The sequence below is a fragment of the Streptomyces sp. CB01249 genome, from assembly GCF_001905735.1.
Lineage (GTDB): Bacteria > Actinomycetota > Actinomycetes > Streptomycetales > Streptomycetaceae > Streptomyces.
In genome coordinates this window covers 1,282,450-1,295,265 of sequence record NZ_LISW01000001.1, presented here as the reverse complement: position 1 = coordinate 1,295,265, position 12,816 = coordinate 1,282,450, and the positions used below count along the sequence as shown (strand labels likewise).

Annotated in this window: 8 protein-coding genes; 4 read left to right on the top strand and 4 right to left on the bottom strand. The window is 72.7% G+C overall.

The features are described from left to right. Nucleotides 1-51: 51 nt before the first annotated feature. Entirely contained in the window at nt 52-2,412 is a 2,361-nt protein-coding gene (locus AMK18_RS05455) for a GH92 family glycosyl hydrolase (protein WP_073861849.1), read from the bottom strand. Nucleotides 2,413-2,662: 250 nt separating this feature from the next. Here AMK18_RS05455 and AMK18_RS05450 point away from each other — a divergent pair, with 250 nt between their 5' ends. Next, nucleotides 2,663-3,817 (top strand): DMT family transporter, encoded by a 1,155-nt coding sequence (locus AMK18_RS05450; protein ID WP_073861848.1) that lies wholly within the window; start codon nt 2,663-2,665, stop codon nt 3,815-3,817. Here AMK18_RS05450 and AMK18_RS05445 read toward each other — a convergent pair. Together AMK18_RS05445 and AMK18_RS05440 are read right to left on the bottom strand one after the other, a co-directional pair. Continuing rightward, nucleotides 3,787-5,091 carry a transglycosylase family protein gene (locus tag AMK18_RS05445; protein ID WP_073861847.1) on the bottom strand — a complete coding sequence of 435 codons (1,305 nt, stop codon included), beginning with the start codon at nt 5,089-5,091 and terminating at the stop codon, nt 3,787-3,789. The genes AMK18_RS05450 and AMK18_RS05445 overlap by 31 nt on opposite strands. 121 nt (nt 5,092-5,212) lie before the next feature. Next, complete coding sequence (locus AMK18_RS05440) at nt 5,213-6,178, bottom strand: hypothetical protein (protein WP_241836453.1); 966 nt, start codon at nt 6,176-6,178, stop codon at nt 5,213-5,215. Between the two features lie 173 nt (nt 6,179-6,351). On the opposite strand from AMK18_RS05440, the gene AMK18_RS05435 reads away from it, so the two are divergent. Both AMK18_RS05435 and AMK18_RS05430 read left to right on the top strand, forming a co-directional pair. After that, nucleotides 6,352-8,871: a beta-glucosidase family protein gene (locus tag AMK18_RS05435; protein WP_073861845.1), complete on the top strand. Its 2,520-nt coding sequence runs from the start codon at nt 6,352-6,354 to the stop codon at nt 8,869-8,871. An 8-nt stretch (nt 8,872-8,879) separates the two neighbouring features. After that, nucleotides 8,880-9,977 carry a LacI family DNA-binding transcriptional regulator gene (locus AMK18_RS05430; RefSeq protein ID WP_073861844.1) on the top strand — a complete coding sequence of 366 codons (1,098 nt, stop codon included), beginning with the start codon at nt 8,880-8,882 and terminating at the stop codon, nt 9,975-9,977. 25 nt (nt 9,978-10,002) lie between these two features. Here AMK18_RS05430 and AMK18_RS05425 read toward each other — a convergent pair whose 3' ends face one another. Further along, entirely contained in the window at nt 10,003-11,349 is a 1,347-nt protein-coding gene (locus tag AMK18_RS05425) for an ROK family transcriptional regulator (RefSeq protein ID WP_198956939.1), read from the bottom strand. A gap of 145 nt (nt 11,350-11,494) precedes the next feature. On the opposite strand from AMK18_RS05425, the gene AMK18_RS05420 reads away from it, so the two are divergent. Then, nucleotides 11,495-12,808 carry an ABC transporter substrate-binding protein gene (locus AMK18_RS05420; RefSeq protein WP_018099969.1) on the top strand — a complete coding sequence of 438 codons (1,314 nt, stop codon included), beginning with the start codon at nt 11,495-11,497 and terminating at the stop codon, nt 12,806-12,808. Nucleotides 12,809-12,816 lie beyond the last annotated feature (8 nt).

Below are 12,816 nucleotides of genomic sequence, written 5' to 3'. Positions count from 1 at the left end.
CCCTTCTCCCCGCCGACGGGGAGAAGGGCGCTCGGCCGTGCGGCCGCCCGGTCAGTCCAGGGCGGGCGGAGCGTCCTCGGGCGAGGTGCCCCACGCCGACGGCTCGTCGCCCACCGTGAAGGAGAGCGAGCGGGCCGAGCGGATGTCGTCCGTCGTCAGGTAGGTACGCGACTGCGTCGCGCCGTCGAGCCGGGCGGACTGGATGTAGCGGTCGGCGTCCGAGGTGCCGGGGGCCCTGACGGTCAGCGCGCCGCGCGGGTAGTAGCGGCGGTCGAGCTTGATGTCGACGCGTTCGAACGCGGGCGTGGACAGGCCCCAGGTGTCGGTGCCCGGCTGGACCGGGAAGACGCCGATGGACGAGAGCACCATCCAGGCGGACATCGTGCCGAGGTCGTCGTTGCCGGTCATGCCGGTCGGGCCGTTGGTGAAGAGCGTCAGGGCCGCGTGGACCACGTCGGTCGTCTTCCACGGCTGGCCGGTGGAGAGGTAGGTGTACGGGGCGATCAGGTCGGGCTCGTTCTGCGGGTTGTACTTGTCCGCGTTGTAGTACGCGTACGGGCCGTTCACCCACACCTCGCGGGCGGTCTTCGCCGGGTCGGCGAGGAGCTTGTCGTACGCGAAGAACGAGTCGAGCCGCTGGTTGGCGGCGTCCTTCCCGCCGATGAGGTCGACCATGCCGGGGATGTCCTGCGGGACCAGCCACTGGTACTGCCAGGACGTGCCCTCGTGGAAGCCCTCGCTCTCGGCCGGGTCGGCGGGACCGGTGAAGGCACCGGCGGCGTCGCGGGCGCGGAAGAAGCCGGTCGAGGGGTCGAAGATCTTCCGGTAGTTCTGCGCGCGGGCGTCGTAGCGGGCCGCGTCGGCCTTGTGGCCGAGGTCGCGGGCCATCTCGGCGAGCATGCCGTCGGAGAGGGCGTACTCCAGGGTCGCGGAGGCGCCGTGGTCGAAGTCCGAGTCACCGGGCTTCGCGTGCGGCCGGTCCTTGATGTACGGGGCGAAGCCGTCCTTCAGGTACTGGACGTTGGCCTCGCGGCCCACGGGCGCGGAGTCGGTGGGCGGCACCCCGTCCGCGTTCTTCTTCAGCGCGCGGTACGCCTCCTCCTCGTACCCCTTCAGCAGGCCCTGCTGGTAGGCGTTGGTGAGGAAGGGGGTGACCGGGTCGCCGGTCATGATGTTGGTCTCGACCGTGCCGTAGCCCCACTTGGGCAGCCAGCCGCTCTCCGCGTCGATACGCAGGACGGATATCGCCATGTCGCGGGATTCGCGCGGGGCGAGCAGGGAAAGCAGCTGGGCCTGGGTGCGGTAGGTGTCCCAGAGCGACCAGTTCTGGTAGTACGTGAAAGTCCCGTGCGCGTCGACGGCGCGGTGCTTCTTCTGGTCCCAGCCGGTGTAGCGGCCGTCCACGTCGCTGCCCACGTTGGGCGCGAGGAAGGACCGGTAGAGGGATGAGTAGAAGGTCCGGCGCAGTTCGTCGCTGCCGCCCTGGGCCTTCACGCCTTCGAGGCGGTCCTCCCAGGTGCGTTCGGCGGAGCGCAGGACGTGGTCGAAGCTGTGGCCGCCCTCGGCGCGGAGGTTGAGCGCGGCGCCCTTGGCGTCGACGTAGCTGAGGGCCGTGGTGGCCTCGACGGTGCGGTCCTTGGTGGTGTCGAACCGCAGCCAGGCACCGTTGCGGGCGTCGGTGGCCGTGGACTTCTTCGCACCGGTGACCGAGTCGCCGTTCCAGGTGCCGGAGGTGGTGAAGGGGCGGTCGAAGCGGGTGATCGTGTAGACCGTGTACGGCTTGGTGTCCTGGCAGAAGCCGCTGCCGGTGATGGCGGTCCGCACGGTGCGGTTGTCCAGGATCTCCACGTCGGACGAGAGCGTCCGGTGCAGCGACTGGCCCGCGTTGAGCAGGACGTTGGCCTTGTCGGTGGCCGGGAAGGTGTAGCGCTGCACGCCGGTGCGCTGCGTGGCGGTCAGCTCGGCCTCGATGCCGGTCTTGAGCCCGACCTGGTAGTAGCCGGGGCTCGCCTTCTCGTCGTCGTGGCTGAACTCCGCGGCGTACTTCGCGTAGTCGGTCTCCGTGACGTCGCCGGTGGTGGGCAGCGTCGGCAGGTCGCCGCCGAGGCCGCAGCCGACGCCGGAGAGGTGGACGGAGGAGAAGCCGCGGATGTGGTTCTCGCCGTAGTCGTAACCGGTGTTGTGCCCGGTGTCCGGCGAGAGCTGCACCATGCCGAAGGGCACGGAGGCGCCGGGGTAGGTGTTGCCCTCGTTCTGGGTGCCGATGAACGGGTTGACCAGATCGGTCAGCCGGCCGTCGCTCCGGGGGGCGGCCTCGGCCGTGGCCCCGGGGAGGAGGACACCGCCCAGGAGCGCGGCGGCGGCGAGTACGGCCGCCGGGCCGCGCAGTCCCGGCCGTGGGGTCCGATGCATGGTGAGACTCCTTAGGACAACGTTGTCAGAGCGCGATCATTCTTGGATTCCGCTGTGACCGCGTCAAGGGGTCGGACGGACACCATCCGTGTCGGTCCCGTGAAGGCCGCCCTCGGCAAGATCCTTCTGACGTCCGGCGCGCGGAGGACTACCGTCAGGAGGAGGACACCCGGACCACTGCCGTACTACCAAAGCAGTACGCCGGATCGCCGCCTCAGGGACGACGACGCGGCGGCTGGAAAAGGGGATCGTGGTGTACATGAGTTCCCTTGCGCTGTCCGTGCTCCTGTCACTGGTCTCCGCGGTCGCCTACGCGGCCGGGGCGATCGTCCAGGAGCGCGTGGCCACGGCCTCCGACGGCCGCTCGCTCGCGCCGCTGCGCAACCGCGTCTGGTGGGCGGCCGTCACGCTCAACGGGCTGGGCGCCGTCCTGCACGTCGTGGCGCTGGCGTACGGCCCGCTGAGCCTCGTCCAGCCGCTGGGGGCGCTCACGATCGTCTTCGCGCTGCCGATGGCCGCGCTGTTCGTACGCCGCAGGGCCGGGGCCACGGCCTGGCGCGGCGCGGTCATGGCGACGGTGGGTCTGGCCGGGCTGCTCGCGCTGACGGGCAGCTCCGACGCGCACAGCCTGGGGGCGCCGCAGCAGCTGATGCTGGCGATGGTGACCTTCGGCGCGGTGGCCGCGCTGATGCTGCTCTCGCGGGCGATGCGCCGGCCGGTGATGCGGAGTGTGGTGCTGGCCGGGGCAGCGGGTGTCGCGTTCGGCATCGCGTCGGTGTACACGAAGACCGTGGCCATGGAGTGGACGGCCGGTGCCGTGAAGTCCGGGCTGCTGCCGCTGCTGGTCATCGCGGCGCTGGCGGGCGCCGGTCTGCTGCTCTCCCAGGCCGCCTACCGGGGCGCGGGTCTGACGGCCCCGCTGGCGACGGTGACCGTGGTGAATCCGGTGGTGGCCGCGGCGGTGGGGATCACGCTGTTCGGCGAGCAGTTCCGGCACGGGGTCACGGGCACGGTGCTGGCCCTGGTGTGCGGGGCGGTCGCGGCAGGCGGGCTGATCATGCTGACCACGGAACGGATGACCGCGGAACGGCTGACCGCCGAGGGGCCGGAGCCGGAGGCCGCGGCCGCGGAGGACGCGGCGGAACCCGCGGATTTCGCCGCGCCCGCCGGGCCGCCGGCCTCGACGGGCACCCTGTCTCGCACGGTGGAGCCGGTTCCGGCCGCCGCGGCCGGTCCCGGAGCGGGTCCTCGGATGCCGCGCCCGGCGCTGCCCGTGCGGATGCCGCTGGACGGCCTGGCCGGGCGGGTGGAGTTCGGCCCTCCCCCGGGCGCCGCGCGCCGGGCCGCCGCCGGGGAGGCCGGTGACCGGGGCGTTCAGACCTTGACGCCGCCGGCCCGGAGGTAGGCCAGCGGGTCGATGTCGGAGCCGTACTCGGGGCCGGTACGGACCTCGAAGTGCAGGTGCGGCCCCGTGACGTTGCCGGTGGCGCCGGAGCGGGCGATCCGCTGGCCACCGCCGACGTGCTGACCGCCGCGCACGAGCAGCGACGACAGATGCGCGTACTGGCTGTACTTGCCGTCCCCGTGCCGGATGACGACCTGGTAGCCGTACGGGCCCGCCCAGCCCGCCGATACGACGGTGCCCGCCGCCATCGCCTTGACGGAGGTGCCGGTGGGGACGGGGAAGTCGACACCCGTGTGGTAGCCGCTGGACCAGGAACCGGCCTGGTGGTACGGGGTGCCGGTGCGGGCCACGACGGGGGCGGTGAGCCCGCTGTGCGTCTGGGTCTTGTGGGTCTGGGTCTTCCGGGTCTCGGTCTTGTGCGGCTGGGTCTTCTTCGGCTGCGGCTTCGGCTGCTGCTTCTGCTGCGGCTTGGGCGTCTGGACGGGCTTCGGCGCGGTCTTCGGCGCGGTCTTCGGCGCCGCCTTGGATGCCGTCCTCGGTTCGGCCTTCGTGGCCGTCTTCGGCGTGGCCTTCGTGGCCGTCCTGGGCGTTCCCGTCAGGGTCAGGCGCTGGCCGGGGAAGATGAGGTCCGGGTCGTCGCCGACGACCGCGCGGTTCGCCGCGTAGAGCCGCTGCCAGCCGCCCTGGAGGTGCTGGTCGTCCGCGATTCCGGAGAGCGAGTCGCCCGGCGTCACGGTGTACGACTCGCGCTTGCCCGGGACCGTGGTCGGCGTGGCCGGGGGTGTGGACTGCTTGGTCCGCACGGGGCGGGACGATAACGACGCGTTGTCCTGCTTCTTCGGCGTCGGGACGCTCGCCCTGCGCTCGCTCTGCGGGCTGACGTCGGGCGTGGCACCGCCCCGGGTCAGGCCCGCCTTTCCGGAGCAGACCGGCCAGGCGCCGGGGCCCTGGCCCTCCAGGACCTTCTCCGCGATGGCGATCTGCTGGTCCCTGGTGGCGAGGTCGGCGCGCGCCGCGTAGACCGTGCCGCCGTACGCCGCCCAGGTCGAGCGGGTGAACTGGAGGCCGCCGAAGTAGCCGTTGCCGCTGTTGATGTGCCAGTTGCCGGTGGACTCGCAGGCGGCGACCTTCTCCCAGACGTCCGTCGAAGCGGCGCCCGCCGAGGCGGCGGTGAGGAGCGGGAGGGCGAGGCCGGCGCCTCCTGCCGTGACGGTGAGCGAAGCCCGGTTGATGCGGCTCGGCTGGTATCTGCGGTGCCGTCCGTTCGCGGCCATGACTTGGCTCCCCCACTGGCTGTAGGACATGTCGCAAGCGGTCAACTTATGGGCAGACAGCGGGTGATGACAAGACCACGGTACGTTTCGGCCATCGTCGCGCCGCACGGGTGCGGGGCGGTCAGCGGAGGGCGAAGGTCAGCGGCCACCCGGTGCCCAGGGAGCGTTCCGACGCGCCGACGGCCTGACCGTTGACCCGCGACGTGATCGTGAGCAGACGGTCCTTCCCGTCGAGGTCCCCGGTTCCGGCGAACCTGAGCCGGACCTTCCGCTTGGAGTCCGCGGGCAGTTCCCCCAGCGGCAGGGTGAACGTCTCGGCGAGCAGGGTGCCGTCGTCCGGCGCGGAGACGTCCTGCCAGCGGCCGTCGTCGTACCACTGGGTGCGCAGGCGGGTGGTCACGGCATGGCGCCGCGAGCCGGAGCAGCCGACCCCTTCGAGCGGATTGTCCGGCCCCGCCTCACAGGCGCCGAATTCGGCCTGAACCTGGGCCTGCGGGTAGCCGCTGTGGGAGTGGTTGACGACGGTGTACGTCACCTCGGTCCAGCGCCCGTGTCCCAGCGCGGCGGGCTCGTCCACGGCGGCGTGGTCGAGCGACAGGGTGGCCGGGCGCACCGACGCGTGCCCGCGCGCGAGGGTCCTGGAACCGTCGGACAGGGTGACGTCCACCGGGAGTTCATCGCCCTCGACCCGGGGGCCGGCGTGCGGGGTGACGTCCAGGAAGCCGAGCAGGCCACCCTTCGGCATGCTCGTCCGGAACGTGCCGGTCCAGCCGCGCTTGTCCCGGTCGGCGGTGAGCGCGATGACCTTCCACCCCGCGTCGGACCTCTCCTCCAGCTCCGGAAGGGGATCGCCGGCCCGGGCGGCTCCGATGTGGACCCGTACGCGGACTCCGGGGCGGGTGGGCCCCTCGTTGTCGAGGTGCATCGCCAGGCCGAGGCGGGTGTCCCCCGGCGTGCCGATGGTCTCCAGCCGGACGCCCACGGGCGGCGAGGCGGACGGGCTCGGCTCCGGACCGGGACCGCTGCCGCCGCACCCGGCCAGAAGTACGACGAGGGCGAGGACGCCCGTGACGCGTATGGCTCTCATGTTTCCCCCCAGAACAAGGACCGGGGGCATCGTAAGCCCCGTCCCTGGGCCGGGAGCCCGAACAGGCCTGCCCCGGGCCCCCATTGACACGGTCGGCGGCGAGCGGGGACGCTGGGCGCGACTGCTGGGAGAGCGCTCTCCGATATCCGTGGGAGCGCGGTGCACGAAGGAGCATGGCCGCCATGACGGACGAAGAGACCGAACCGCTGCTCGACAAGCTGGACGCGGCACAGAAGGTTCGTCTGCTCACCGGCGCCAGCACCTGGCGCACGTATGCCGAACCGGCCGCCGGGCTGCGCGCGCTCACCCTCTCCGACGGCCCGGCCGGTGTCCGGGGCGAGACCTGGGACGAGCGCGAGACCTCACTCGTCCTCCCCTCCCCCACCGCGCTCGCCGCCTCCTGGGACGAGCGACTGCTGACGGACCTCGGTGCGCTGCTCGCCTCCGAGGCGAGGCGCAAGAGCGTCGATGTCCTCCTGGCCCCCACCCTCAACCTGCACCGTTCCCCGCTGGGCGGGCGGCACTTCGAGTGCTTCTCAGAGGACCCGCTGCTCACCGGCCGCACCGGCGTGGCGCTGATCCGGGGCATCCAGTCGGGCGGAGTGGCCGCCACCGCGAAGCACTTCGTCGGCAACGACGCCGAGACGGACCGGCTGACCGTCGACGTCCGGATCGATGAACGCACCCTGCGCGAGGTGTATCTCGCCCCGTTCGAGGAAGCCGTCGCGGCCGGGGTCTGGGCCGTGATGTCCGCGTACAACAAGGTCGACGGCGTCACCATGTCCGCCTCACCGCTCCTGGAGCACCCGCTCAAGGACGACTGGGGCTTCGACGGTCTCGTGGTCTCCGACTGGGGCGGCGTACGGACCCTCCTCGACGCCGCGCGCTCCGGACAGGACCTGGCGATGCCCGGCCCGGACAGCCCCTGGGCGGCCGGTCTCCTCGCGGCGCTCGAAGCGGGCCTGGTCCCCGCCGACGCCGTGGACGACAAGGTACGCAGGCTGCTGCGGCTGGCCCGCCGGGTGGACGCGCTCGGCCCGGACCGCCCGGCGCGCAGGCCCGCGACGGCTCCGGAGGCCGGGCGCGCCCTGCTGCGCCGTGCCGTGTCCGCCGGTGCGGTGCTGCTGCGCAACGAGGACGGGCTGCTGCCGCTCGACGCGTCGGCGCTGAAGTCCGTGGCCGTGATCGGGCCGCACGCCACCGCCGTACGCATCCAGGGCGGCGGCAGCGCGGAGGTGTTCCCCGCACACGTGGTGACTCCGCTGGCCGGGATCGAGCGGGAGCTCGACGGGGTGGCGGCGGTGACGTACCGGCCGGGTCTTCCCCCGTCCGGACGGCCCGAACCGCTCGGCCGCGACCGGGCCCGCGATCCGCGCGACGGCGAACCCGGGGTGCTCGTGCGGCTGCTCGACGCGGACGGGGCCGAACTCCACGCGGAGCACCGGCTGTCCGGGCGGATCGTGGAGCCTTCGGCGCCCGCGGGGGACGCGGCGTTCGTCGAGATCCGGGCGCTCTACCGGCCGGCCGAGGGCGGCACCTGGACCTGGGCGGTGGGCGGCTGGGGCGACATCTCGCTCTCCGTCGACGGGCACGAGGTGCTGTCCGGCACCTTCCCGCTGGACAGCGACGACCCGACCCGGGTGCACGTCGCCCCACCGCTCCGCACCGCCCGCGTGGAACTGACGGCGGGCCGCGAGGTGGAGGTCGTCGCGCTCCGCTCGCTCGCCCCGGGATCGGGGGTCGCGACGATCCTCGCCGCCGCCCCGCCCGCCGGTGACGCGGAGACCGCGCTCGCCGAAGCGGTCGCCGCCGCACGCGCCGCCGACGTGGCGGTGGTGGTCGTGGGCACGACGGAACAGAGCGAGTCCGAGGGCCACGACCGGGAGAACCTGGACCTGCCGGAGGGCCAGGACGCGCTGGTGCGGGCGGTGGTGCGGGCCAACCCGCGCACCGTCGTCGTGGTCAACGCGGGCGGCCCGATCGCCCTGCCCTGGCACACCCGGGTGCCCGCGCTGCTGCTCACCTGGTTCCCGGGCCAGGAGGCCGGGGACGGGCTGGCCGACGTGCTGTTCGGGCACGCCGAGCCCGGCGGCCGGCTGCCGACCACCTGGGCCGCCGCCCAGGCCGACGTACCGGTGCTCGGGACCGCGCCCGACGGCGACGGGCGGCTGCACTACGCGGAGGGCCCGCACATCGGCTACCGGGCCTGGCTGCGGTCGGGGGCCGCTCCGGCGTACTGGTTCGGCCACGGGCTCGGCTACACCGGCTGGGCGTACGAGGAGCTGACGGCCCCGGCGGAGGTGCCGGCCGGGGAGCCCTTCGACGTACGGGTGCGGGTGCGGAACACCGGGCGGCGGCGCGGCCGCGAGGTGGTGCAGGTGTACCTGGCGCGGAGCGGGTCCGCAGTGGAGCGGCCGGTGCGCAAGCTCATCGGTTACGCGGCGGTCGTGGCGGAGCCCGGGCAGAGCGCGGTCGCGGTGGTCCGGGTGGACGGGCGGGCGCTGGCGCACTGGTCGCCCGGGGGGCGCGGCTGGGAGACGGAGGCGGGTGCGTTCACGCTGCTCGGGGGCCGTTCGGCGGGCGATCTGCCGCTCACCGCGCTGATCGTGGCCGGGCCGGGTGCGGACTCGGCCGGGAAAGGATCCGGTAACGGTTCGGAGCACGATGGAGAGCGCTCTCCGCTGATGCTATAAATGCGCTCATGACGGATGATCTGCGACCGGCCGGAACACCCACCCTTGAGGACGTGGCGAGGGCGGCCGGTGTCTCCCGCGCCACCGTCTCCCGGGTGATCAACGGCGTACGGAATGTCGACCCGGTGATCCAGGAGGCGGTGCGCCGCGCGGTCGCCTCCACCGGCTACGCGCCCAACCGCGCGGCGCGCTCGCTCGTGACCCGGCGCACCGACGCCATCGCGCTGGTGGTGTCCGGCGCGGGCGTCGAGCCGGAGACGCAGACGGAGGAGGACGCGCCGGTGGACGAGGCGGACGGGGGCGAGGGGGCCTCGTTCACCGGGCAGGTCTTCGCCGACCCGTTCTTCGGGCGGGTGGTAACCGGAGTCGTCAACTATCTGCGGCCGCGCGGGATGCACCCGGTGCTGATGTTCGCCGAGACGTCGCGGGCGCGGGAGGACGTGGTGGCGTTCCTGCGCCAGGGCAGCGCGGACGGCGCGCTGGTCGTCTCGACGCACGCGGAGGACCCGCTGCCGGGCATGCTGACGGACGCGGGGCTGCCCGCCGTGCTGTACGCGCGCCCGGCGCGGGCGGCCCGGATCAGCTACGTCGACGTCGCCCATCAGGACGGCGCGCGGCTGGCCGCCGAGCATCTGCTGGCCCGGGGCTGCCGCCGGATCGCGACCATCACCGGCCCCCTCGACGTGCCCGCGGTGCAGGAGCGGCTGGCCGGCTTCCGGGACGCGATGACGCAGAACGGGCACCCCTACATCGCGATCGCCGAGGGGCGGTTCACCCAGGAGAGCGGCGAGACCGCGATGGAGCGGCTGCTCGTCGAACATCCGGACCTGGACGGGGTGTTCGCGGCCAACGACCTGATGGCCACGGGCGCCTGCCACGTCCTGCGTGAGCGCGGCAAGCGGGTCCCGGAGGACGTCGCGGTGATCGGCTTCGACGACAGCAGCGCGGCCCTGGCCTGCCGCCCGCCGCTGACCACGATCCGCCAGCCGGTGGAGGCGATGGCCGCCGAGATGGCCCGGCTGCTGATCGAGCGGCTGGGCAAGCCGGAGGGCGCAGCGACGTCCGTGATCTTCGAACCGTCGCTGGTGGTGCGGGACTCGGCGTAGGGCCTGCCCGGCCGGAGAGCCCCGCTCACCCCGTCCGGGGCCGTTCCCTGCTGCGTACGGCGTCCGCCGGGGTCCGGAGCGCCGCCGGTGACGTGGGGCCGGGCCGGGTCGCCGGTGCGGGGCGGCTGCCGCCGCGCGCCAGGAAGTCGGCCAGGGGCAGGGTCGCCGCGCCGACCGTGACCGCGTCCGGGCCGAGGCGGCCCATCTCGATGGTGGTCCGGGCCGCGGCGTGCTTCAGCGCGTACTCCTGGGCGTACCGCCGGATGTCGGGCAGCAGGTGCGGGCCGATGAGGAGGCCCGCCCAGCCGCCGAGCAGGATGCGCTCGGGCAGGAAGAGGTTGATCAGGTCGCCCAGCGCGGCGCCCAGGCACTCGGCGGTCTCGTCCAGGAGCGCGACCGCGACCGGGTCCGGCTCGACCCCGGGGGGCGGGTAGGCGGCGCCGAGGAGCGCGGCGAGCGCGGTCTCGTCGTCGGCGTCGGCGGGCAGCGGGCCGCCCGCCTCGTGCCAGCGCTCGCGCATCGCCTCGGCACCCGCGTAGGCCTCCAGGCAGCCGATCGAGCCGCAGCGGCACCTCCGGCCGCGCAGCTGCACGGTGCTGTGGCCCCACTCCAGGGCCTGGCTGCTGCGGTCCTCGTCCAGGAGTCCGCCGTGGTTGACGCAGGCGCCGACGCCGGAACCGATGAGCGCTATCGCGGAGGCCCCCGCGCCCCGCCCGCCGCCGAACCACATCTCGGCCTGGCCGAGCGTCTTGGCGCCGTTGTCGATGAAGAACGGGACCTCGGGCGGCACCCGCACGGCGTCCCGGAGCAGCCGCTCGAAGGGGACGGCGCTCCAGTCGATGGTCTGGCCGTGCACGACGGAGCCCACGTCGCCGACGGAGCCGTCAGGCGCGTGGCGCTCGATGATGCCGGGGACGCCGATCCCGATGCCGAGCAGCCGGTGCGGGTCGGCGCCGGCGTCCCGCAGCACGTCGGCGACGCCGCTGCGGACATGGCCGACGATGCGGTCCACGTCGTAGCCGTGCTGGGCGAGCAGCCGCTCGGTGCGGGCGAGTTCGGTCAGGGAGAGGTCGAAGAGCTCCACCCTGATCCGAGTCTCACCGATGTCGATGCCGATGAGGAGGCCGCCGCCGGGGGCGACGCGCAGCAGGGTGCGGGGGCGGCCGCCGTCGGAGTCCACGACCCCGGCCTCCTCCAGGAGGTTCTCCGCGGAGAGCTCCGCGACGACGTTGCTGATGGAACCCGAACTCAGCCCGGTCGCCGGACCGAGCTCCTGGCGGCTCAGCGGGCCGTCGAAATACAACCGTTGCAATACCCGCGACCGGTTGCCGCGTCGCAGGTCACGCACGGTCCGTCTGTTGCGCTCAGCCATGTGGCTCCTTCCCTGGCGGAAACATACCGCGACCCCGGGACTTGACGCGACCTTCTCTCACCTCTTAAATCACGTCATAAATTAAGTCCTGAAGGTCGTTCGGTTCTCGAACACAGCCTTCCTCCCCGGAAAGGGGCCATCCCGTATGCGCACCATCAGAGCCGCGGCAGCCGTCACCCTCGCGATCTCCATAGCCGCCGGTGTCACCGGCTGCGGAGGCGGTACGTCCTCGGGCGGCGGCAGCAACGATTCGCCGAAGACCCTCACGTACTGGGCCTCCAACCAGGGACCCAGCATCGAGGCCGACAAGAAGATCCTGACGCCCGAGCTGAAGAAGTTCGAGAAGCAGACCGGCATCAAGGTCAAGCTGGAGGTCGTGCCGTGGGCCGACCTGCTCAACCGGATCCTCGCCGCCACCACCTCCGGTCAGGGCCCGGACGTGCTGAACATCGGCAACACCTGGTCGGCCTCGCTCCAGGCCACCGGCGCGCTGCTCCCCTGGAGCAAGGAGAACTTCGACGCGATCGGCGGCCGTGACCGGTTCGTCGACTCGGCGGTCGCCTCGGCCGGTGCGGAGGGCCAGGACCCCGCCGCCGTCCCGCTGTACTCACTCGCGTACGCCCTCTACTACAACAAGAAGAGCTTCGCCGACGCCGGCATCGAGAAGCCCCCGGCCACCTGGGACGAGCTGGTCGCGGACGGCAAGAAGCTCTCCAAGGACGGCAAGTGGGGGCTGGGCGCCGAGGGCTCGAACCTCTCCAACAACATCCACCAGACGTTCGTCCTGGGCCAGCAGCACGGCGCCGACTTCTTCGACGCCGACGGCAAGCCGACCTTCACCTCGGACGGCGCGGTCGCGGCCGTGAAGCAGTACATCGACTTCATGGCCAAGGACAAGATCATCGCCCCGGGCAACGCGGAGTACGCCCAGAACCAGTCCCTGACGGACTTCGCCAAGGGCAAGACCGCGATGGTGCTGTGGCAGGCCGCCGCCTCGACCTTCGCCTCGCAGGGCATGAAGCCCGAGGACTGGGGCGCCGCCCCCGTCCCGGTCGCCTCCGGCACCCCCGGCCAGGGCAAGAACACCAACTCCATGGTCGCCGGCATCAACATGGCGGTGTTCAAGAACACCAAGAACATCGACGGCGCCAAGAAGTTCGTGAAGTTCATGACGAGCGACGACGAGCAGAAGCTGCTCAACAAGACCTACGGGTCGATCCCGCCGGTCAAGACCGCCCAGGCCGACGAGGCGTTCTCGGCGCCCGACCTCGCGGTCCTGCGCGACACGCTGGCCAAGAGCGCGGCCCCGCTGCCGCAGGTCCCCAACGAGTCGCAGTTCGAGACCGCCGTCGGCACCGCGGTCAAGGAGCTGTGGGCCGACGCGGCCGCCGGACGCCCCGTGACCACCGAATCCGTCAAGGCGCGCCTGGAAAAGGCCCAGCAGACGATGCAGCAGTAAGGCTCCCT

Excerpts from the sequence above, each read along its gene's own strand:
- AMK18_RS05425 (WP_198956939.1), bottom strand. The coding sequence starts at position 11,349 with ATGGCTGAGCGCAACAGACGGACCGTGCGTGACCTGCGACGCGGCAAC.
- AMK18_RS05435 (WP_073861845.1), top strand. The coding sequence starts at position 6,352 with ATGGCCGCCATGACGGACGAAGAGACCGAACCGCTGCTCGACAAGCTG.
- AMK18_RS05420 (WP_018099969.1), top strand. The coding sequence starts at position 11,495 with ATGCGCACCATCAGAGCCGCGGCAGCCGTCACCCTCGCGATCTCCATA.
- AMK18_RS05440 (WP_241836453.1), bottom strand. The coding sequence starts at position 6,178 with ATGAGAGCCATACGCGTCACGGGCGTCCTCGCCCTCGTCGTACTTCTG.
- AMK18_RS05455 (WP_073861849.1), bottom strand. The coding sequence starts at position 2,412 with ATGCATCGGACCCCACGGCCGGGACTGCGCGGCCCGGCGGCCGTACTC.
- AMK18_RS05430 (WP_073861844.1), top strand. The coding sequence starts at position 8,880 with ATGACGGATGATCTGCGACCGGCCGGAACACCCACCCTTGAGGACGTG.
- AMK18_RS05445 (WP_073861847.1), bottom strand. The coding sequence starts at position 5,091 with ATGGCCGCGAACGGACGGCACCGCAGATACCAGCCGAGCCGCATCAAC.